General features: G+C 67.9%; 23 protein-coding genes. 4 read left to right on the top strand and 19 right to left on the bottom strand.

What is annotated here, in order from left to right:
- Positions 1 to 6: 6 nt before the first annotated feature.
- The 11 genes from RU09_RS00500 to infC form a co-directional block, all read right to left on the bottom strand.
- Positions 7 to 927 carry an amino acid ABC transporter permease gene (locus tag RU09_RS00500; RefSeq protein WP_042536606.1) on the bottom strand — a complete coding sequence of 307 codons (921 nt, stop codon included), beginning with the start codon at positions 925 to 927 and terminating at the stop codon, positions 7 to 9.
- Positions 924 to 1,580 carry an amino acid ABC transporter permease gene (locus RU09_RS00495; RefSeq protein WP_042536554.1) on the bottom strand — a complete coding sequence of 219 codons (657 nt, stop codon included), beginning with the start codon at positions 1,578 to 1,580 and terminating at the stop codon, positions 924 to 926. Before RU09_RS00495 ends, RU09_RS00500 begins: the two co-directional genes overlap by 4 nt.
- 59 nt (positions 1,581 to 1,639) lie before the next feature.
- Positions 1,640 to 2,548, bottom strand: a complete 909-nt coding sequence (locus tag RU09_RS00490; RefSeq protein ID WP_042536552.1) for a glutamate ABC transporter substrate-binding protein — start codon at positions 2,546 to 2,548, stop codon at positions 1,640 to 1,642.
- A 46-nt stretch (positions 2,549 to 2,594) separates the two neighbouring features.
- Positions 2,595 to 3,344: an amino acid ABC transporter ATP-binding protein gene (locus tag RU09_RS00485; protein WP_376708823.1), complete on the bottom strand. Its 750-nt coding sequence runs from the start codon at positions 3,342 to 3,344 to the stop codon at positions 2,595 to 2,597.
- 352 nt (positions 3,345 to 3,696) lie between these two features.
- Positions 3,697 to 4,677, bottom strand: a complete 981-nt coding sequence (locus RU09_RS00480) for a TAXI family TRAP transporter solute-binding subunit (protein WP_042536551.1) — start codon at positions 4,675 to 4,677, stop codon at positions 3,697 to 3,699.
- Positions 4,674 to 6,050, bottom strand: coding sequence for a sensor histidine kinase (locus RU09_RS00475; protein WP_042536549.1), 1,377 nt, complete (start codon positions 6,048 to 6,050; stop codon positions 4,674 to 4,676). The genes RU09_RS00480 and RU09_RS00475 overlap by 4 nt, the downstream gene beginning before the upstream one ends.
- 6 nt (positions 6,051 to 6,056) lie before the next feature.
- Positions 6,057 to 6,725: a response regulator transcription factor gene (locus RU09_RS00470; protein ID WP_042536548.1), complete on the bottom strand. Its 669-nt coding sequence runs from the start codon at positions 6,723 to 6,725 to the stop codon at positions 6,057 to 6,059.
- Positions 6,726 to 6,801: 76 nt separating this feature from the next.
- A complete protein-coding gene (locus RU09_RS00465; protein ID WP_042536547.1) occupies positions 6,802 to 7,614 on the bottom strand; it encodes a TrmH family RNA methyltransferase in 813 nt (270 codons plus the stop codon).
- A 102-nt stretch (positions 7,615 to 7,716) separates the two neighbouring features.
- Complete coding sequence (gene rplT, locus RU09_RS00460; protein WP_029262486.1) at positions 7,717 to 8,103, bottom strand: 50S ribosomal protein L20; 387 nt, start codon at positions 8,101 to 8,103, stop codon at positions 7,717 to 7,719.
- A 32-nt stretch (positions 8,104 to 8,135) separates the two neighbouring features.
- Positions 8,136 to 8,330 carry a 50S ribosomal protein L35 gene (gene rpmI / locus RU09_RS00455; protein ID WP_036278714.1) on the bottom strand — a complete coding sequence of 65 codons (195 nt, stop codon included), beginning with the start codon at positions 8,328 to 8,330 and terminating at the stop codon, positions 8,136 to 8,138.
- Between the two features lie 73 nt (positions 8,331 to 8,403).
- Positions 8,404 to 9,054 (bottom strand): translation initiation factor IF-3, encoded by a 651-nt coding sequence (infC, locus tag RU09_RS00450; protein WP_079113185.1) that lies wholly within the window; start codon positions 9,052 to 9,054, stop codon positions 8,404 to 8,406.
- 232 nt (positions 9,055 to 9,286) lie between these two features.
- Here infC and RU09_RS00445 point away from each other — a divergent pair, with 232 nt between their 5' ends.
- The gene (locus tag RU09_RS00445; protein WP_042536542.1) at positions 9,287 to 9,685 is read left to right on the top strand and encodes a DUF1844 domain-containing protein; all 399 of its coding nucleotides are present in this window, start codon (positions 9,287 to 9,289) and stop codon (positions 9,683 to 9,685) included.
- A 149-nt stretch (positions 9,686 to 9,834) separates the two neighbouring features.
- Here RU09_RS00445 and RU09_RS00440 read toward each other — a convergent pair whose 3' ends face one another.
- Genes RU09_RS00440 through priA form a run of 3 tightly spaced genes read right to left on the bottom strand, consistent with a single transcriptional unit; the run spans position 9,835 to position 12,182 of the window.
- Positions 9,835 to 10,593: a DUF3626 domain-containing protein gene (locus RU09_RS00440; protein ID WP_042536540.1), complete on the bottom strand. Its 759-nt coding sequence runs from the start codon at positions 10,591 to 10,593 to the stop codon at positions 9,835 to 9,837.
- A gap of 34 nt (positions 10,594 to 10,627) precedes the next feature.
- Positions 10,628 to 11,452 carry an SseB family protein gene (locus RU09_RS00435; protein ID WP_042536539.1) on the bottom strand — a complete coding sequence of 275 codons (825 nt, stop codon included), beginning with the start codon at positions 11,450 to 11,452 and terminating at the stop codon, positions 10,628 to 10,630.
- A complete protein-coding gene (priA, locus tag RU09_RS00430; RefSeq protein ID WP_042536604.1) occupies positions 11,436 to 12,182 on the bottom strand; it encodes a bifunctional 1-(5-phosphoribosyl)-5-((5-phosphoribosylamino)methylideneamino)imidazole-4-carboxamide isomerase/phosphoribosylanthranilate isomerase PriA in 747 nt (248 codons plus the stop codon). The genes RU09_RS00435 and priA overlap by 17 nt, the downstream gene beginning before the upstream one ends.
- 631 nt (positions 12,183 to 12,813) lie before the next feature.
- Here priA and RU09_RS00425 point away from each other — a divergent pair.
- A complete protein-coding gene (locus tag RU09_RS00425) occupies positions 12,814 to 13,872 on the top strand; it encodes a MinD/ParA family ATP-binding protein (protein WP_052492799.1) in 1,059 nt (352 codons plus the stop codon).
- A 72-nt stretch (positions 13,873 to 13,944) separates the two neighbouring features.
- On the opposite strand, the gene hisH is transcribed toward RU09_RS00425, so the two are convergent.
- The 4 genes from hisH to RU09_RS00405 form a co-directional block, all read right to left on the bottom strand.
- Entirely contained in the window at positions 13,945 to 14,586 is a 642-nt protein-coding gene (gene hisH, locus RU09_RS00420) for an imidazole glycerol phosphate synthase subunit HisH (RefSeq protein ID WP_042536537.1), read from the bottom strand.
- Positions 14,583 to 15,200: an imidazoleglycerol-phosphate dehydratase HisB gene (gene hisB, locus RU09_RS00415; protein ID WP_042536536.1), complete on the bottom strand. Its 618-nt coding sequence runs from the start codon at positions 15,198 to 15,200 to the stop codon at positions 14,583 to 14,585. Before hisB ends, hisH begins: the two co-directional genes overlap by 4 nt.
- Entirely contained in the window at positions 15,197 to 16,291 is a 1,095-nt protein-coding gene (locus tag RU09_RS00410) for a histidinol-phosphate transaminase (protein WP_194285945.1), read from the bottom strand. Before RU09_RS00410 ends, hisB begins: the two co-directional genes overlap by 4 nt.
- Positions 16,292 to 16,382: 91 nt before the next feature.
- A complete protein-coding gene (locus RU09_RS00405) occupies positions 16,383 to 16,745 on the bottom strand; it encodes a LysM peptidoglycan-binding domain-containing protein (protein ID WP_042536534.1) in 363 nt (120 codons plus the stop codon).
- Between the two features lie 281 nt (positions 16,746 to 17,026).
- Between RU09_RS00405 and lexA the strand changes: the two genes are divergently transcribed.
- Together lexA and RU09_RS00395 are read left to right on the top strand one after the other, a co-directional pair.
- Entirely contained in the window at positions 17,027 to 17,713 is a 687-nt protein-coding gene (lexA, locus tag RU09_RS00400; protein WP_042536533.1) for a transcriptional repressor LexA, read from the top strand.
- Between the two features lie 109 nt (positions 17,714 to 17,822).
- Positions 17,823 to 19,682 (top strand): S9 family peptidase, encoded by a 1,860-nt coding sequence (locus RU09_RS00395; protein ID WP_042536532.1) that lies wholly within the window; start codon positions 17,823 to 17,825, stop codon positions 19,680 to 19,682.
- Here RU09_RS00395 and smpB read toward each other — a convergent pair whose 3' ends face one another.
- Complete coding sequence (gene smpB, locus RU09_RS00390; protein WP_042536531.1) at positions 19,683 to 20,159, bottom strand: SsrA-binding protein SmpB; 477 nt, start codon at positions 20,157 to 20,159, stop codon at positions 19,683 to 19,685.
- Positions 20,160 to 20,181 lie beyond the last annotated feature (22 nt).

Genomic DNA, 20,181 nt, shown 5'->3' with positions numbered 1-20,181 from the left:
GGACGCTCAGACCGGGCCGGGGCCGTCCCCGCCCGCGACCCCGCCCCCGCGCTGCAGGGTGATGAGCTCGGTGTTGGTGCCGTCGCCGTGCTGGCGCGGGTCCCCGGCTGCCTGGATCGCCTTGACCTTCGGCGAACGACGGGTGCTGATCTCCACCCACTTCGCGATGCCGGAGAGAATGAGGCACATGACGATGTAGATGCCGCCGATGACGAACGCCGACTGCAGGATCGGACGACCCTGCTGCGACGTCAGCTGCTTCGCGTAGTACAGCAGCTCCGGGTAGGTGATGATGAACCCGAGAGCGGTGTCCTTCATGGTCACGACCAGCTGGGCGACGATCACCGGGAGCATCGCCCGGATCGCCTGCGGCAGCAGGATGAGACGCATGACGCCGCTCTTGCGGAGTCCGATCGCGTAGCCGGCCTCTTTCTGCCCGCGGGGCAGGGACTCGATACCGGCCCGCAGCACCTCTGCGAGCACGGAGCCGTTGTACGCCATCAGCGCGATGACGACCGCCCAGTACGGGTCCATCTTGACGCCGACCACGGGCAGTCCGTAGTACAGCAGCATCATGAAGACCAGCACCGGGACCGCGCGGAAGAGCTCGGTGATCGCGGTCACCGGGATCCGCACCCAGGCGTGGTCGGAGAGCCGACCGATCGCGAGCACGAATCCCAGCACGATGCTGAGCACCGCGGCGAGCGCGAACGCGGCGAGGGTGTTGCCGAGCGCCTTGAAGATGCCCATCCACACGTTGGAGAACGTGAAGACGAACCACTTCTCCGCCGAGAACTGGCCCGTCTCCACCATCCGCAGGACGATGAAGCCGAGAGCGGCGAGGACGAGGATGACGGTGGCGACCGCGATGACGCGGTTGCGGGCGATCGCCCGGGGCCCCGGGACGTCGTACAGTACAGAGCTCATCGCGCGATCCTCCATCGGTTCTCGAGATATCGCTGCAGCCAGCTCAACAGCAGCACCAGGGCGACGAACACCACCGCGACCCAGAGGAGGACCTCCATCGGGTTGCCGGGGCGATCGGCCGAGTCGTTGATGGTCGAACGCAGTGCCGCGAGTTCGGCGACCGAGAATCCGGCCGCCACGGTCGTGTTCTTGAGCAGGGCGATGAAGACGCTCATCATCGGAGGCACCACCGAGCGGAACGCCTGCGGGAGGATCACGAGGCCCATCACCTGGCCGAAGGGAAGCCCGATCGCGCGCGCCGCCTCAGCCTGGCCGACCGGGACCGTGTTGATTCCGGCCCGCAGCACCTCGGCGACATAGGTCGCCGTGTAGATGCCGATGGCGAGGATGCCGAGCACGAGGTTCGACAGATCGGGAAGCCCGAGCTGCGGGTACCCGAAGATGAAGAAGAAGAAGACGAGGGTGAGTGGGGTGTTGCGCACGGTGTTCACGTACACGGTGCCGACGCCTCGCGCGATGGGCACCGGAGACACGCGCATCGCCCCGACGATGAGGCCGAGGATCAGCGCGATGATCCCGCCGGCGAAGAACACGATCAGCGTGTTGCTGATCGCCTGTCCCCACAGGTCGAGGTTGCCGAAGATGACGTCCACGCCACCCTCCCTTCTTCAGAATGAGTGGGCGGCCTCCCTGAGGAGGCCGCCCATGTCGATCAGTACGCGTCGACCTCGGGCTGCTCGACCTCGATGCCGCTGGAACCGAGGTTCGCGTCGAAGATCGCCTGCCAGATGTCGCCGTTGTCGGTGAAGAGCTCGTTGATGTGCGTGCGCAGCGCGTCATCGCCCTTCGTGAGGCCGACACCGTAGCGCTCCTCGGTGAAGAGGCCGCCGGTGACCTTCACGTCGTCCGGGTACTGCGCTGCGTAGCCGATCAGGATCGCCTGGTCAGTGGTCACAGCGTCGACCTTGCCGTCGATGAGATCCTGCACGCAGGCGGAGTACAGGTCGTACTCCTGCGTCTTGATCTCGGGGAAGTTCGCCTTGATGTTCTGGATCGGCGTCGAGCCGGTCGCAGAGCAGACGGTCTTGCCGTTGAAGTCCTCGAGCGCCTCGGCGTCGTCAGCATCAGCGGCGACCAGGAGTCCCTGGCCGGTGATGAAGTACGGGCCGGCGAAGTCGATGAGCTCCTTGCGCTTGTCGTTGATCGAGTAGGTGCCGACGTAGTAGTCGATGTCACCGTTCGTGATCGCCTGCTCGCGGTTCGCCGAGGCGATCGGCTTGAACTCGATCTTGTCCTCGTCGTAGCCGAGCGATGCGGCGATCCACCGAGCGATGTCGACGTCGAAGCCGGTGCGCTCCCCCGTCGTCACGTCGAGGTAGCCGAGTCCTGGCTGGTCCTCCTTGACGCCGACGACGACCTTGTCGCGCTCCTGGATGGCGTCGAACGTCGGGCTGCCCTCGAGCTGCACGTCCTCGGCGACCTCGAACCAGGTGGAGTCCTCGCCCTCGTCGCCGCCGGTTCCGGCGCCGGGGTCGGACGGGCTGCCGCTGTTGCAGGCGGTCAGCGCGAACAGTGCCACCGTCGCGATCCCGATTCCTGCCAGTGTGCGTGTGCGTCGCATGTGCGTCTCCTTCGTGTGCTGTGTGTGCAAAGGTCTGTGAAGCTCGTCAGTGCGTGAGGAGCTTGGAGAGGAAGTCCTTGGCGCGGTCGCTCTTCGGGTTGGTGAAGAACTCCTCGGGTGTCGCCTCTTCGACGATCTTCCCGTCCGCCATGAACACGACGCGGTTGGCAGCCTTGCGCGCGAAGCCCATCTCGTGGGTGACGACGATCATGGTCATGCCGTCACGGGCGAGTTCGACCATGACGTCGAGGACCTCGTTGATCATCTCGGGATCGAGCGCACTGGTCGGCTCGTCGAAGAGCATGACCTTGGGCTGCATGGCGAGGGCACGGGCGATCGCGACGCGCTGCTGCTGTCCGCCCGAGAGCTGAGCGGGGAGCTTCGACGCCTGCTGGGCGACGCCGACGCGCTCGAGCAGCATCATCGCCTCCTTGTCGGCATCGGCCTTCTTCATGCCGCGGACCTTGATCGGGCCCAGCGTGACGTTCTCGAGGATCGTGAGGTGCGCGAAGAGGTTGAACGACTGGAACACCATGCCGACGTCGGCTCGCAGGTTCGCGAGTCCCTTGCCCTCCGCCGGCAGCGCCTTGCCGTCGATGCTGATCGTGCCGCTCGTGATCGTCTCGAGTCGATTGATGGTGCGACACAGGGTCGATTTGCCCGAGCCGGAGGGGCCGATCACCACGACCACCTCGCCGGCGTTCACGGTGAGGTCGATATCCGTGAGCGCCTGGAAGTCGCCATAGTGCTTCTGGACGTTGTCGACCACGACGAGAGGCTTACCAGAGGTCATCATTTCTCCAAACTAGCCAGGTCGATCACGTGGCTCCACATTGATCCGTCGACATTTACACGTTCGTAACCACGCGAAGAGGCGAATCCCGTCCGGATGCCGGAGTGCCCCACGGTCCGCCCCCGCGAACCGTGGGGGCGTCCCTGCTGCGCGGTTCCTCCCCCGAGTAAAACGTTGCAGCAAGCCTCCGACCGGATCCGCTCGCACGACGATCCCCGGAAACGACCGAGAGCGCGCCCGAGTGAAGGGCGTGGGCTCTGTGGCATCTGAATTCTCCGTCGAATCGAGCGCGATCGACCACCACATTGGCAGAGCAGCATGCCGGCATGAGACTTCTTGAGGATTTCTTGAGGCCTCAGTCCCGCTGGTCTCGGTAGTACTCGATCGCACCGGGGTGGAGGTCGACCGGCCCTGTGAAGATCGCCTGTCTCCGGTCGAGCAGAGAGGCGACCGGCACCCGCTGCGCGATATCCGTGCGGCCGTCGAAGAGGCTCGTCAGAACGTCTCGCACGATGCCGTCGGGGGTGTCGGACGAGGTGACCAGATAGTTCGGGACCGCCATCGTCGGCACCGACTCGTCGAGCCCGTAGAGGCCCACGGGGAAGTCCGACGGACGGTATGCGTCGGAGTAGCGCGTGTTGATCGCGGTGACCCAGGTCTGCTGCACCGGCACCAGCCGCACGGGGGTGGTCTTCGCCAGTTCGGCGATGCCGGGGGTCGGGATGCCACCCACCCAGAAGAATCCGTCGATGCCCGACCCCTCGAGTGCGCTGATCGACGCGCTGAGGTCGAGCTGCGGATCCGCGATCGACGCGATGTCGACCTCTGCGGCATCCAGGGCTCGTGCGGCGATGACGTTGACGCCCGAGTTCTCCGCGCCGAGCGACACGGTCTTTCCCGCCAGGTCTCCGAGGTCGACGATGTCCGAGTCGGCGCGCACGACCACGTGGAGGTACTCGTCGTACAGGCGGGCGACGGCCCGCACCGGCAGCGCCTCGTCGAATGCCCCGGCACCCGCGACCGCGTCCGCCGCGGCATCCCCTTGTGCGAAGCCGAGGAGAGCCTCCCCCGAACTCACCCGAAGAAGGTTGTCGACCGACCCGGCGGTCTCTGCCACCTCCACGCGGACGCCCAGCGAGCCGGACAGCGCGCGAGCGACCTCCGCACCGTAGGCGTAGTACACCCCGTTCGATCCCCCTCCGGCGATCGCGTACTGAGAGTCACCCCATTCGTCCGACCGGGTGCTGCAGGCACTGCTCGCGCCTGCGATCACCAGCACGGCCACCGCAGCCGCGATCCTGCGCCAGCGGGCGTGGCGGTTGCCGCGCCGGCTCATTCCGCAGCTCCGTCCGGCAGCAGCAGCGAGACAAGCAGTCCGCCGTCCTCCGGCGTGTCGACCCTCAGCTCGCCACCGATCGTCGCCAGGAGGTCGGTGGCGATCGCGAGGCCGAGCCCTGAACCGGGCACCCCGCCGCTGTCGTCGCTCCGCCAGAACCGGTCGGCGGCGTTCTCGGCCTGCTCGCGAGTCAGACCAGGGCCGTGATCGCGGACGGTGAGCACGCAGATTCCCTCGCTGCGGTGCGATCCGATCTCGACGACGGTGTCGGATGGAGAGAACTTCACCGCGTTGTCGACGATCGCGTCGAGCGCGCTCTCGACGATCGTGCGATCGGTGACGCTCATCACCGGGGCGTCCCCCGACGAGAGTGTGCGGATCCCCCGGTGAGAGGCCACCTCGCTCCAGGCCTCGGCGCGCCTGGCCGCGAGCGTCGTCAGATCGACGGCCGAGATCGTGGTGTCTGAGCGTCCGCCCCGCGCGAGCCCGAGGAGCGTCTCGAGGATGCGAGCCATGCGGCGTCCCTCCTCCCTCGTCTCCTCGACGTCGTCCTTCCAGTCGTCATCGAGGCCAGTCGAGAGGTGCTCGACGCGCAGAAGCAGCGCATTGAGGGGGTTGCGGAGCTCGTGCGAGGCGTTCAGCGCGAACTCCTGCTGGCGCGTCATGACGCGCTCGATCTCATCCGCCATGCCGTTGAAGACGCGGGTCATCCGGCGCAGCTCGGGTGGTCCGGTGTCCTCCGCGACTCTGGCGTCCATCTCCCCCCGCTCGATCGCGATCATCGCCTCGTCGAGACGACGCACCGGAGAGAGCACCCACCTGGCGAGCTGGAACACGAGCAAGACGCCCAGTCCGATCGACACCGCCGACACCGCCGACAGCACGAGGATCTGCCGCAGGATCTCCGTCCTCGGCGCTTCGACGTCGGCGGAGAGCATGACGGCGCCGATGACGTCCCCGTCATCGAACACCGGCTCGACGAGCGAGGACTCGGCCGCGATCCAGGGGAACACCGGCTCAGGAGCTTCGGCCCGCCGCCCCGAGAGCGCGAGGCCGACGCGTGCGGCATCGTCGTCGGGCAGCACCTCGGCCGCGTCCACTCCCGAAGCCCACACGCCGCCGGCGAGATCGAACACGACGACGTCGATCCCGTACACCTCGTGGAATCGCTCGACCTCGGCGTCGATCACGGTCGCGCTCCCCGACCGCAGCGCCTGTCGTGCACTCGTCACGAAGTACCCCAGGTCGCCGAGCTGCTCGGTGTAGAACGCCTGCTGGATGCTGCGGGTCGCGCTCCAGGCCGTCGCGCCGCCGAGCGACAGGAGGATCGCGACGAGCGGCACGAGGAACACGACGACCAGACGTCTGCGCATCGACGGCTACCCGGCCAGCCGGTAGCCGACACCGCGCACGGTCTCGATCAGACGACGCTGGCCCGTCTTCTTGCGGATGGCGCCGACATGCACCTCGAGAGAGTGGCCGAACCCGCGCCAATCGGTGTTCCAGACCTCGCGGATGAGTCTCTCCTTCGGCACGGCCACACCGGGGTACCGGGCGAGCACCGACACGATGTCGAACTCCTTGCGAGTGAGCTCGATCGGTGCCCGGTCGATGAGCACCTGACGAGCGACGAGGTCGATCTCCACCTCGCCATCCTGCAGGAGCACACGCGCTTCGGACTCCGGCCGCACCGGTCGCGAACGTCGGGTGACGGCCTCGATGCGAGCCAGGAGCTCGTGCACGTCGTAGGGCTTGACGACGAAGTCGTCGGCTCCGGCCCGCAACCCTCTGATGCGCTCGGTGACCTGGTTGCGCGCTGTCACGATGACGATCGGAACCTCGGAGCGACCGCGGATCCGGCGGCAGAGATCGATGCCGTCGACGTCGGGCAGACCGAGATCGAGGAGCACGACCTCGGTGTCGGCACCCAGCAGCTGCAGGGCGGACGCACCGTCTGCCGCTCGTACGGACGCATAACCCGAGCGGGCGAGGAATGCCTCGAGTGCGGCGGCGACGCGCTCGTCGTCCTCCACGATCAGAATCTGCATCGACCCTGGGTCCCCTTCTCCGCTCGAGCAGGGACAAACCTACCAGCAGAGCGAGAGAGCGCCTCGCCGCCCGCGATCAGGAGGAGGATGCCGCCCGCTGCGCGAAAGCGCTCTCATAGAGGCAGACGCTCGCGGCCGTGGCCAGATTCAACGACTCGGCCCGACCGAAGATCGGCAGCTTCAGCACCTGATCGGCCTGGTCGAGCGCGTCGTCCTCGAGACCCCGCGCCTCGTTGCCGAACAGCCAGGCCGTCGGCTCGGCGAGGACTCCGTCCGCGCGTGCCCGAAGCAGATCGTCGCCCTTCACATCCGCCGCGAGGATCTGAAGACCGGCGGCGTGCGCCTTCTCGACCACATCGGCGAGCTCGGCTCCCACCGCCACGGGCAGGTGGAACAGTGACCCCGTCGTGGCACGGACGACCTTCGGGTTGTACGGGTCGACCGTGCGACCGGTGAGCACGACGGCATCCGCCCCCGCCGCGTCGGCGGCCCTGATGATCGTGCCGAGGTTTCCCGGGTCCCTGATCTCCTCGCAGATCGCGACGAGACGCGGGGAGTCCGCGAAGATGTCGCGGACGGAGGTCGGTGCCTGCCGGACGACCGCGACCAGTCCTTGCGGCGTGACCGTGTCCGCCATCGCGTTCAGCACGTACTCGGTGACGTGCTCGACGTCGATGCCGGCATCCGATGCCTTCGCGCGGATGTCCGGATGCTTCTCCCAGCCGGTCGGTGTCGCGAACAACTCGACGATCGCCTCGGGGCTGTAGGTCAGCGCCTCTCGAACCGCCTGAGGTCCTTCGAGGAGGTACAGACCTGTCTCTGCTCGCGCGCTGCGCTTGGTCAGCTTGGCGACGGCACGGACTCGGGGCGAACGGGGGTTCTCCAGCACGTTCTCAGTCTAGAGAACGGCAGAGCTGTTCCTGCGCAAACGCCGGGGGAACGACAGAGGACGCCCTCCCGAAGGAGAGCGTCCTCTGTGGTGAAGAGCTGCTTACGCAGCGGACTTCGGAGCGTTGACGTCAGAGGGCAGAGCCTTCTTCGCCGTCTCGACCAGCGTCGTGAAGGTCGCTGCGTCGTTGACCGCGAGGTCGGCGAGCATACGACGGTCGACAGTGACACCCGCAAGACCGAGGCCCTGGATGAAGCGGTTGTACGTGATGCCGTTCTGGCGTGCAGCAGCGTTGATGCGCTGGATCCAGAGACGACGGAAGTCGCCCTTGCGCTTGCGACGGTCACGGTACGAGTAGACCAGCGAGTGGATGACCTGCTCTTTGGCCTTGCGGTACAGGCGCGAACGCTGACCGCGGTAACCCTTTGCGCGCTCGAGGATGACCCGACGCTTCTTGTGGGCGTTTACCGCCCGCTTGACTCTTGCCATTTTCCTGTGTTCCTATTCGTGCGTCGGGCGCGTCAGCGGCCGAGAAGCTTCTTGGCCGTCTTGGTGTCAGCCTTCGAGAGCACCTGGTCCTGGTTCAGACGACGGGTGCGCCGGCTCGACTTGTGCTCGAGGTTGTGGCGCATACCGGCCTGCTGCTTCTTCAGCTTGCCGCTGCCGGTGATCTTGAAGCGCTTCTTAGCACCCGAGTGGGTCTTCTGCTTCGGCATCTTCTCTTCCTTCGTATGGCGCCTTCTCAGGCGACGGTGTCAACCCGCGGTGCGGGAGTCTGGGGGGCGGGAGTTACTCCGCTGCGGCCTCGGCCGGGGCATCGGTGTCGCTCTTGGCTTCGCGGGCGGCCTGCTTGTTCGCTGCGCGCTGGGCGTCGCGAACCGCGTTCTGCTCCTGCTTGGCCTCGGACTTGCTCTTGAGCGGAGCCACGATCATCACCATGTTGCGACCGTCGATGGTCGGGTTCGACTCGACGGTTCCGAGCTCGGCGACGTCCTCGGCGAACTTGCGGAGAAGACGGACACCCTGCTCGGGACGCGACTGCTCGCGGCCGCGGAACAGGATCATGGCCTTGACCTTGTCGCCGGCCTTCAGGAAGCCCTCGGCGCGCTTGAGCTTGGTCGTGTAGTCGTGCGCCTCGATCTTCAGTCGGAAGCGGACCTCCTTGAGAATGGTGTTCGCCTGGTTGCGGCGAGCTTCCTTCTCCTTCTGGGCGGCTTCGTACTTGAACTTGCCGTAGTCCATGATCTTGACCACGGGCGGCTTCGAGTTCGGTGCGACCTCGACGAGGTCGAGGTCGGCTTCCTGCGCAAGGCGCAGCGCCGCCTCGATGCGGACGACGCCGATCTGCTCACCCGCGGGGCCGACGAGGCGGACCTCGGGGACGCGGATGCGCTCATTGGTGCGGGGATCGCTGATGCGTAACTCCTTAGACGATGGGATTCAGCCACCAGGACGCAGTCAGCATCCCGGGCGAAATCAGAATCGTCCCCCACCCACCGGCAGTCAGACGCCGGCTATGCACCCTGCCTGCCGGATCAGTCTCACGACGCGATCCGGTGGAGTGCAAGACCCGGTAGCCTGGAACGGCAAGCGCGGGTGGGAAGTGAATCCTCTTTCGTACCGGAGCATGACGCTCCGGAGCCCGACACAGTCTAACAGAAGGCAAGGCGAAGTGACGAACCAGGCATCGGACGAGGCTGCACGCGAGCGCGAAGAGCGCTGGGCACGGCAGGAGGAGGCGGCATCTTCCGCCACCCGGGACATCGCAGACGTTCCGGCGGTGGAGGTCATCACCACCGCAGCCGTGCATCTCATGAGCGCGGCAGCCGTCAAGCTCGGCCTCGCCGACGACCCGCACGCGGCAGAGCAGCTCGATCTCGACGAAGCTCGCAAGCTCATCAACTCTCTGGCCGGTCTCATCACCGCCGGCGCGCCGGAGATCAGCGACATGCACGCACGCTCCCTGCGTGACGGGCTGCGCTCACTGCAGCTCGCGTTCCGCGAGGCATCGACGATCCCCGACCCGATCGGCAAGGGTCCGGGCGAGAAGTGGACCGGGCCGGTCAACTAGTCACCGCGTGTGGCGGGCTCCTGGATCCCGTGGGACGCAGATGACCTGAGCGTCAGAATGCTGCGGTCCGGGTTCCAGGAGCATCGCGGGCTCCGTCGCAGGGTTCCCAGATGGTCCGGTCGGCGGCGCGCACCACGACGACACACGAATCAGTGGGGCGCATGCGATGGACTGCGTCCGAAACGTGCCAGCAGATGCCAGACCCGCTTCAGCGCCTGCGGCTCATGGATGCCGGAGCGCGCTGCCGCTCCGACCACGTCGGGCGTCAGTTCGTCCGACAGACTCCTCGCCAGGTCGACGTACTCGGCTCCGCGATACCTCGGATCGAGGGCGGCCGTGTCAGCCCTGAAACCGGGATGGAAGTCGACCGCTGCGAGCCGAGCGGCGGCGGCATGTGCGTCGGAGTCGCGAAAGCAGGGGTCGAGGACGATCTCCTCGACATCCACCGCGAAGTCGACTCCCCCGTGAACGTGCGCCTCGACGTAGCGGTCCAGCGGGTCGAGGTCACCCGATCGCATCTGCTCGACCAGAGCGTCGACGCCATGGAGGTCGACGACGCCGTCGGGCTCGAAGACCGAGTCCGGGTAGCAGAACGTGGCACGCGCAGCCGCCTCGGGGCGGAGCCGGACGAACGACGACCCGAATCGTGGGGATGCTCCGTGCGCGTCGCCGAGGTCGAGCGCGCCGTACACGGGTCTCGCGTGGGGCGCGCCGGCGTCGTATCTCCCGTCGAACAGACGGCTCTCCCAACGCCACCGATCGCCTTGCCGATGCGCAGTGAGCCCGCCGTTCGACGTCCCCGTCTCGAACTGTGAACGATACCGGCCGTCCCTCGCCATCGCATCCATGACCGTGCCGTCTCGAAAGGGCCAATCCGGATGGAAGTGCAGGAGGACGGCGACGGGCATGCAGCAACCCTAGCGATGGGGTGCGCTGCTCCGGTCAGGCCGAACGACGGAGCTTGACGGTCAGCGAGTCGGCGAGCACGGCGATGCGGTCGTCCGCCGCCCAGCGTTGTGCGAGGCGGGCGAGCACGGCGTCGAGCACTTCGCGTTCGAGGCCGTCGACCAGCTCGAGGATGACGATGAGCTCTGGCCCGCGCAGGCGCGCATCCGGGTCGCCGGCGGCGACTGCGACATCGATCACCGCGAGTTCGTGCGCGACGCTCGCCTGGAGGGCGCCGAACACCTCGGGAGACAGGAAGCTCGGCTCCCAGCCGTGCCCCTGCGCGATCGCCCACACTGCCGGGCGACGGATGACGAACTCGGTGTCGGAGGTCGGATCGAGCACGATGAGGTCGGTGTCGTCCGCGGACGCCGCGAGTGCGGCGCGCGTTGCGTCGACCGGAATCGGTCGCGCCGTGGCGTCCCAGCGCTGCATCGCCTCGACCGAGGAGAACACCGGCTGCACCCGGCGACCGTCCGGCGCAGCCACCGTCACGATGGAGAGCTCCTGCGTCTTGTCGACCGCGAGACCGCTGGGGGCGACGCCCTCTTCGCCCTTCTCGGCGACCAGAGGTATCAGCACCCGTGCCGTGCGGAACGCGTCGACGACCTCGCTCTGAGCGCCCTCACCTGCACGGAATCGCAGGAGGGCGTCGAGAAGCGCCGGGTCCGCGGAGCCGTCATCCCCCGCATGCGGATTCGACTCGAAGCTGCGCCCCTCCCAGGGCACACCTGCGGAGTCTCCCTGCTTCGGCGAGGCATGATCCTGTGAGCCGTGGCCCTGTGAGCCGGGGCTGCAGGCGTCGTCAGTCCCCTGCGACATCCAGAGCCTCAGCCAACGTGAAGGCGACGGCGTAGAGCGCCTTGCCGACGATCGCACCTTCGACACCCAGCGGCACCAGCTCGCGAAGCGCGGCGATGTCGTCGAGGCTCGAGATGCCCCCGGAGGCCACGACAGGCTTCGGCGTGCGGGCGGTGACCTCGCGGAGCAGCTCGAGGTTCGGGCCCTTGAGCGTTCCGTCCTTCGTGACGTCGGTCACGACGTAGCGGCTGCAACCGGCATCCTCGAGGCGCTCGAGCACCTCCCAGAGGTCGCCGCCTTCCTTCGTCCAGCCGCGTGCGGCCAGCGTCGTGCCGCGGACGTCGAGTCCCACGGCGATCGCCTCGCCGAAGCGGCCGATCACGTCGGCAGCCCACTCCGGGTTCTCGAGCGCGGCCGTGCCGAGGTTGATCCGTGTCGCGCCGCTCTCGAGAGCCGCTTCGAGCGTCGCATCGTCACGGATGCCGCCGGACAGCTCTACGTTGACGTTCTTGAACTGCTTGATGACCTTGCGGAGGATCGGGGCGTTGCTGCCGCGACCGAAGGCGGCATCGAGGTCGACGAGGTGGATCCACTGCGCGCCCTGCGCGACCCACTCCCCCGCGGCGTCGAGCGGGTCGCCGTAACTGGTCTCGGTGCCGGCTTCACCCTGGGTGAGACGGACTGCCTTGCCGCCGGCGACATCGACGGCGGGGAGCAGAGTGAGAGAGGGAGACTGCGCGAAGTCGTTCATGACGTCCTCAGGTGAGATGGAGAGCCGATTCACCGGCACGAGAATCGACACTAGCCCGCGCATCCGCCCGCTCCAAAACGATGACGGCTGAGAACATCGTGTGCCACGCGGTAGCCTCGATGACGCCCCTGTTCGGTCGGTGAGGAGATGTTGCATGGTGCGCGATGCGGAACCGCGAGGAGGCGGACCCCTGCGGCGCGGGAATGCGCTGCCTCCCGAGACTCCGGATGACGGCGCGCAGAGGCCGGTCGCACCGGAAGGGAATCCCGACCATGCACGCCAGCGACCGCTGACCGGCGACGCGCCGTCGAGCCCGCCCCTGCCCGGGACGCGCGCAGCCGCGGCGGCGGCGTGGGCGGCAGCATCTGCCGAGACTCCGCCGGCCGGCACTCCCCGAGCGGTCAGCCCCTCCGACCCGATCTCCCGACCGCCTGCAGCCCCCTCGGTTCCCGGACCGCCTCCCGCTGCGTGGGCGGGGCCGCAGAGCCCTGCCGCTCCCGGTACTGACGCCCGTTCCGCGGCGAGCCCTGCGGCGCCGATCCCTGCCCCTGCCCCTGCCCCTGCCCCTGCCCCTGCCCCTGCCCCTGCCCCGAACATCCCGCCGACGTCGACGCCGACCCCGGCGAATGGCGTGCCGCAGCACCAGACCCCCGGCGTCCCGCCCACCCCGCCGCTGCCGGCGCCGACCACCGCGCCCCCGCCGGCACCGAACGCCGCTGCGGCCGAGTCGGCGTCTTCGGCATCATCGCGCCGTCAGCAGCGTGAGCAGGGTGTAGGACGACGCTCGTTCCTGCAGGAGGAGCGCCGCGAGGAGCCCGCGCGACAGGGCGGGCGCGGGCTGCTCAATCGCGTCGGATTCTCCCTCGGACCCAACGCCCGCGAGCGAGCCGTGCGCGACGACGAGCACGCTGTGAGCCGTCACTGGCCGGGACCCCGCACCGTCGCGGTCGTCAACGGAAAGGGCGGGGCGGGAAAGACACCGGCCACCGTGCTGCTGTCAGCGGTCTTCGCTCAGTACGGCGGAGCCGGCGTACTGGCATGGGACAACAACCAGACCCGCGGCACGCTCGGCTGGCGCACCGAGACCGGGGCTCACGACCGCACACTGCTTGAACTGCTTCCGCAGACGCAGCGTCTGCTCGGAGCCCAGGGACAGTCTGCGGACCTCGCGCACTTCGTGCACCACCAGCCTCAGGAGAAATACGATGTCCTGCGGTCGAAGCCGATCCGACTCGCGCACGAGAACCGGCTCCGGCCCACCGACGTCGACTCCATCCACGCGATCGCGGCCAAGTTCTATCGCCTGATCATCATCGACTCGGGCAACGACGAATCCGATCCCATGTGGCTGCGGATGATCGACCTCGCCGACCAGATCGTCGTCGCGACGACGACACGCGATGACCATGCCGAAGCCGGGGCCCTGCTGCTTGAGGCGCTCGAGGACCGCGACGAGCGCTCGGCGCGGCTCGCGCGGGAATCGGTGGTCATCGTCAGCCAGGCCGATCCGAAGGCGTCACCGGCCGAGGTGACGGACGTGATCGCGGGTTACCAGCCTCTCGCGCGCGAAGTCGTCGGCATTCCCTTCGACCGCGAGATGGTCGACGGCCACCTGCGCCTTCGGGCACTCGCGGCACCGACGCAGCGATCCTGGCTCTCGGCCGCAGCCGCGGTCGCGCGCGGTTTCTGAGCAGCCCCGCGGGCGGTCACCGACGCGCAGCTGTGCGACGGGCTCTCGATCCGGGGCGCCCGGTATCGCTCGTCACGACCGGAGGCTGTCGACCCAGTTGCGGAGCAGCTGGATTCCTGCCTCTCCCGACTTCTCCGGGTGGAACTGCGTCGCCGAGAGCGGTCCGTTCTCGACGGCGGCGAGGAACGGGTCTCCGTAGGTCGACCAGGTGAGCACGGGCTGTGGGAACGGCGGGATGACATCGAGCTCCCACGACTGCGCGGCGTACGAGTGCACGAAGTAGAAGCGCTCGTTCTCGATGCCTTTGAACAGCACGGAGTCGGCGCCCGGCTCGACGGTGTTCCACCCCATGTGCGGAAGCACGGGCGCGTTGAGTTCGGTGACCGCTCCGGGCCACTCGCCGAGGCCCTCGGCATCATGCCCGCGTTCGACGCCGTGTGCGAAGAGAACCTGCATCCCGACGCAGATGCCGAGGACGGGGCGTCCGCCTGCGAGGCGACGGTCGATGATCTCGTCGCCGCCGTGCGCGTAGAGCGCGTCTCGGACGGCTTGGAACGCGCCGACGCCGGGCACCACGAGACCGTCGGCCTCGAGCGCCTCTTTGCGATCGCGCGTCAGCACGGCGTCCGCACCCGCCGCGACGAGAGCCTTCACCGCCGAGTGGACGTTGCCCGATTCGTAGTCGAAGACGGCGACCCTGGGTGCCGAGCTCACAGCGCACCCTTCGTCGACGGGATGCCGTCGACCAGGGGGTCGAGCGCTTTGGCCTGGCGGAATGCTCGAGCGAACGCCTTGAACTCGGCCTCAGCGATGTGGTGGGGGTCACGGCCACCGAGGACGCGCACGTGCACCGTCAGCCCGGCGTTGAACGTGATCGCCTCGAAGGAGTGGCGCACCAGCGACCCGGTGAAGTGGCCCCCGATGAGGTGGTGCTCGAAACCGGCGGGCTCTCCCGTGTGAACCAGGTAGGGGCGCCCCGAGATGTCGACGACGGCCTGGGCGAGCGCCTCGTCGAGCGGGACCAGCGCGTCGCCGTAGCGGGAGATCCCGGACTTGTCGCCGAGCGCCTCGCGGATCGCCTGACCGAGCACGATGGAGATGTCTTCGACGGTGTGGTGGGCGTCGATCTGCGTGTCTCCGGATGCGCGCACGGTGAGGTCGGTGAGAGAGTGCTTCGCGAACGCCGTCAGCATGTGGTCGAAGAACGGCACCGACGTGTCGATGCGGCTCGCACCGGTGCCGTCGAGGTTCAGCTCGAGCTCGACGGTGGACTCCGACGTGCTGCGCACACGCGTGGCGGTGCGGGAGATCTGGGCGGGGGTGCTCATGAAGCCGATCCTATCGAGGCGAGGGCATCGAGGAACGCGGTGGTCTCCGCCTCGGTGCCTGCGGTGACGCGGAGGTGTCCGGGGATCCCGACGTCGCGTATCAGCACTCCCCGGTCGTACAGCTGCTGCCAGATCTTCTGAGGCTCTGCCACGCCCCCGAAGAGGACGAAGTTCGACCACGACTCGTGCGGCGTGTAGCCGAGGGCCTCGAGCGTCGCCGAGATGCGATCCCGCTGCTCGACGATCTCCTCGACCATGCCCAGCATCACGTCGGAGTTGCGCAGTGCGGCCACCGCCGCCGCCTGAGTGAGAGCGCTGAGGTGGTACGGCAGACGCACGAGCCTCAGGGCGTCGATGAAGGCGGGATCGGCGGCGAGGTAGCCCACGCGAGCACCCGCGAACGCGAAGGCCTTGCTCATGGTGCGAGACACGGCGAGCCGAGGGCGTCCGTCGAGCAGTGTCAGGGCGGAGGCCGCCTCGCGCGGCGCGAACTCCTGGTAGGCCTCGTCGACGACCACGATCCCCGTCGATGCCTCGTAGACCGCTTCGACCACGTCAAGACCGAGCGGTGTGCCCGTCGGGTTGTTCGGGGAGCACAGGAGGATGACATCGGGGTCGACATCCCTGACCTGGGCCGCCGCCTCTTCGGGCGTGATCGTATAGTCGGGCTGCCTGGCGCCGGCGACCCACCGCGCCCCGGTCCCCTTCGAGATCAGCGGGTACATCGAGTAGGTCGGGCTGAAGCTGAACGCCGTACGACCCGGCCCCCCGAATGCCTGCAGGATGTGCTGAAGGACCTCATTCGACCCGTTGCCCGCCCAGATCTGATCCGCCTCGAGACCGTGGCCGAGGTACTCGGCGAACCCCTCGCGCAGCGTGGTGAACTCGCGATCCGGGTAGCGGTTGACGTCTCGGAGCGCGACCGCGATGTCATCGAGGATGTCGCTGGCCACGGCGTCCGGAACCGGATGCGTGTTCTCGTTGACGTTCAGTGCGATCGGGAGAGGCGCTTGAGGCGCTCCGTACGGCGTGAGCCCCCGGAGGTCGTCGCGAAGTGGCAGGTCGTCGAGTGATGCAGTCACCCTTCCCATGGTAGGCCGCGTTCGCCCCATGAATGCCCGTCGAGACCGAGTGTGAACGGGAACTCCCCCGCCTCGCTCCACGAATCGGGCGGAGTCGGGCTCACTCCGAATACTGCGCCGGAATCGCCAGCTCCTGACCGATCTGCAGCTCCCCGCCGCGCAGCAGGTTCAGCCGTGTGATGTCGCCGATCACGTCGCGCGGATCGGCCTCGGGCGCGATGCCCTCTGCGATCGACCAGAGAGTGTCGCCCGGCATCACGGTCACGGTCGCGAACGTCGCCGTCGCCGTCTGCTCACCCGAGGCCATCGCGCTGCCGCCGCTGATCGCCGCGAAGGCGATTCCGACGGCGAGGGGCACCGCTGCGACGGCGAGCACGACGCGTCGACCACGCGCCGTCAGCCGGAGCCGCGTCGCCGGACGAGCCGGAAGGACTGCTGCACTGCTGAAGGTGATGGTGCTCATGTCGTGCTCCTCTGCATCTACCGCGTGGGCGGTGAAGTTGGCGTAGCGTTCGCATCCACGCCTCGGCCGGGAGCCGGGGATGCGAAGCTACGTACCGAAGTTATCTTCGAATTCGAACATCTGTCAAGCGTTCTTCGAAACAGAAGTGCGAGAATCGGCCGACACGCTCGAACAGATCTTCCACATCGTCGCGTTTCTCGGATACGGTTTCGATAGGAACACCCCATCACGGGCCTCCGACATTCAAACTGAGACGCCGGATCGCACACCTGAGGAGCACCATGAGCGACAACTCCGCCCCCGAGGCCGACGCCCCGCGCACTCGTCGCCGGAAGAGCCTGAGCCCGAAGCAGATGGCGATCCTCGAGGTCATCCAGACGTCGATCAGTCACTACGGCTACCCGCCGAGCATGCGCGAAATCGGCGACGCCGTCGGACTCAAGTCGCTGTCCAGCGTGACTCATCAGCTGGGTCAGCTCGAGCTCAGCGGATATCTGCGCCGCGATCCGGGAAAGACCCGCGCGATGGAGGTGCTCATCGACCTCCCCGGCGCGAGCGGTGAGAACCCTGCCGATGTGGCGACGCCCGTCGGAGACGCCGCACTGGTTCCCCTCGTCGGGCGCATCGCCGCCGGCGTTCCGATCACCGCCGACCAGCAGGTCGAGGAGATCTTCCCGCTCCCCCGTCAGCTCGTCGGCAAGGGCGACCTGTTCATGCTCAAGGTGTCGGGCGAGTCGATGATCGACGCCGCGATCTGCGATGGCGACTGGGTCGTCGTCCGTTCGCAGAACAGCGCAGAGAACGGTGAGATCGTGGCCGCCATGCTCGACGGCGAGGCCACCGTCAAGGTACTCCGGCGACGAGACGGCCACACGTGGCTGCTGCCTCGGAACTCCGCTTTCGAGCCGATCCTCGGCGACGAGGCCGTCGTGCTCGGCAAGATCGTCGCGGTGCTCCGCTCCGTCTGACCCTCTCCGCACACGAGCCTCCGGAATCGTGCATTCTCGGAGACCTCGTCGCCTGGCCCGAAACCCACCCTGTGTGACGCCGTGAGCCGGTGCGCCATAGGCTCGAACCATGTCGTCGCCGTTCGGTACCTGGCCCTCTCCGTTCACTCCCGACCGGATCGCCGCGTCGTCTCCGAGGATCGACGGCGCCGCCTTCGTCGGCGATGACATCTGGTGGGGCGAGTCGGTGCCTGCCGAGGGCGGTCGCCTGACGGTACGAAGTTCCAGCGGCGCCGAGATCCTCCCCGCGCCCTGGAGTGCACGGTCGCGCGTGCACGAGTACGGCGGAGGGGCGTGGACGGCGGATGCCGAGGGGACACTGTTCTTCGTCGAGGCCAAGGATCAGCGTGTGCATCGGATGCCCCGCGGTGGCGCCCCGATGCCCCTGACTCCCGCGGGGCCGGCACATGGCGGCCTGCGCCTGCAGAACGGGCGACTGTTCGCGGTGCGGGAGGACCTCTCGGTCGCCCCGCACCAGCGCGGCATCGTCGAGATCCCGACAGACGGGTCGGCCTCCGACGATCCGACGCTGCTGAAGGTGCTCGTGGAGGGAGAGTCGTTCTACGCGCATCCTGCGCTGTCTCCCGACGGGACTCGCGCCGCGTGGGTCGAATGGTCGGGCGAACGCATGCCGTGGCAGGACGCGTCGCTGGTGCTCTCCGACGGCACCGGCCGGACGGAGCTGCCCACGCGAGCCGCCCTCCAGCCGGAGTGGACGGACGACGGCGAGATCCTGTACTCGGATGACCCCTCCGGTCGCTGGGCGCTGCACCGACAGCGCGTCGACGGCCGCGAGGCGGTCGGTCCCGCAGAGCGGATCGACGACACGGACGCCGACACGGGATACGGACTCTGGGTGCTCGGCAATCGCTGGTATCGACCGCTCGCCGACGGTCGCATCGTGGCGGTGCGCACGAACGGACGCGACGAGGTGGACGTCATCGAGCGGGACGGCGGTGCCCACCGCATCCCCGTTGCCGCCGACGGCCATGTCAGCATCGACGATGTCGCAGGCACCCGAGTGCTCCTCTCCGGCAACAGCTCGACGACCGCGCCAGGTGTCTGGTGCGTCGACGTCGACTCCGGCGACATAGAGGTGGTCGCGGGAGCGACGCCGGCGGACCCGACGTGGATGCCCGCAGCATCAGAGATCCTGGTCGATGGCGCTCACGGCCCTGTCCATGCTTTCGTCTACGAGCCCGTGAATCCGTCGGTTTCAGCCGCAGACGACGAGCTCCCGCCCTACCTCGTGCTCGTGCACGGCGGCCCGACCGCCCATGTGACGGGCGCCTCGTCCGCGGCCATCGCGTTCTGGACCAGCCGCGGCATCGGCGTGCTCGACGTCAACTACGGCGGATCGACGGGATACGGGCGCGCCTACCGAGAACGACTCGACGGCGGATGGGGCGTGGTCGACGTCGACGATGTGATCGCCGCGGCGCGCGGCCTCGCCGAGGCCGGGCTCGCCGATCCCGACCGCATCGCGATCCGAGGGGGTTCGGCCGGCGGCTGGACGGTGCTCTCGTCGCTGGTGCGGGGCGGCACGTTCGCCGCGGGCATCAGCCGATACGGCGTGGCCGATCTGCGGATGCTGACCGAGCACTCGCACGACTTCGAGGCGCACTACGTCGAGGGCCTGGTGGGACCGCTGCCCGAGGCCGAGGCGCTCTACGTCGATCGTTCTCCCCTGACGCACGCCGATCGGATCGGCGTGCCCGTGCTGCTCATGCAGGGAGCGGAGGACCGTGTCGTGCCGCCGTCGCAGTCCGAAGCGATCCGCGACGCTCTGGCGCAGCGAGGCGTCGAGCACGAGTACTTGCTCTACCCGGGTGAGGGCCACGGCTTCCGTGCGAGCGAGACCATCATCGACGCACTCGAGAGGGAGCTCGGCTTTCTCGGACGCGTGTTCGGCTTCACGCCCGCGCGCTGATCACTCCCCGACGCGGTTGCGCAGGCGCATGGCGCGGTCGGCCTCGCGGGTGTCCTGACGCTCACGCAGCGTCTGACGCTTGTCGTATTCCTTCTTGCCCTTGGCGAGGGCGATCTCGACCTTGGCCCGACCGTCCGAGAAGTACAGCTTCAGCGGGATCAGCGTGTAGCCGCCGGCAGACACCGCATGCTGCAGCTTCGCGATCTCCTCGCGGTGCAGCAGCAGCTTGCGGACGCGCTTGGCGGAGTGGTTGGTCCAGTGCCCCTGCGAGTACTCCGGAATGTGCACGGAATCGAGGAAGACCTCGTTCCCCTTGACGAACGCATACCCGTCGCTGAGGTTCGCGCGTCCCTGACGCAACGACTTGACCTCGGTGCCGGTGAGCACCATCCCCGCCTCGTACGACTTCTCGATGTTGTAGTCGTGACGTGCGCGACGATTGGTCGCGATGACCTTCTCCCCGCGTTCCCTGGGCATGATTCTCTCCTGATCCGTGTCG

Origin of the sequence: Microbacterium sp. MEJ108Y (assembly GCF_000834175.1) — a bacterium.
GTDB lineage: Bacteria > Actinomycetota > Actinomycetes > Actinomycetales > Microbacteriaceae > Microbacterium > Microbacterium forte.
This window is presented reverse-complemented; position numbering and strand designations above follow the sequence as displayed.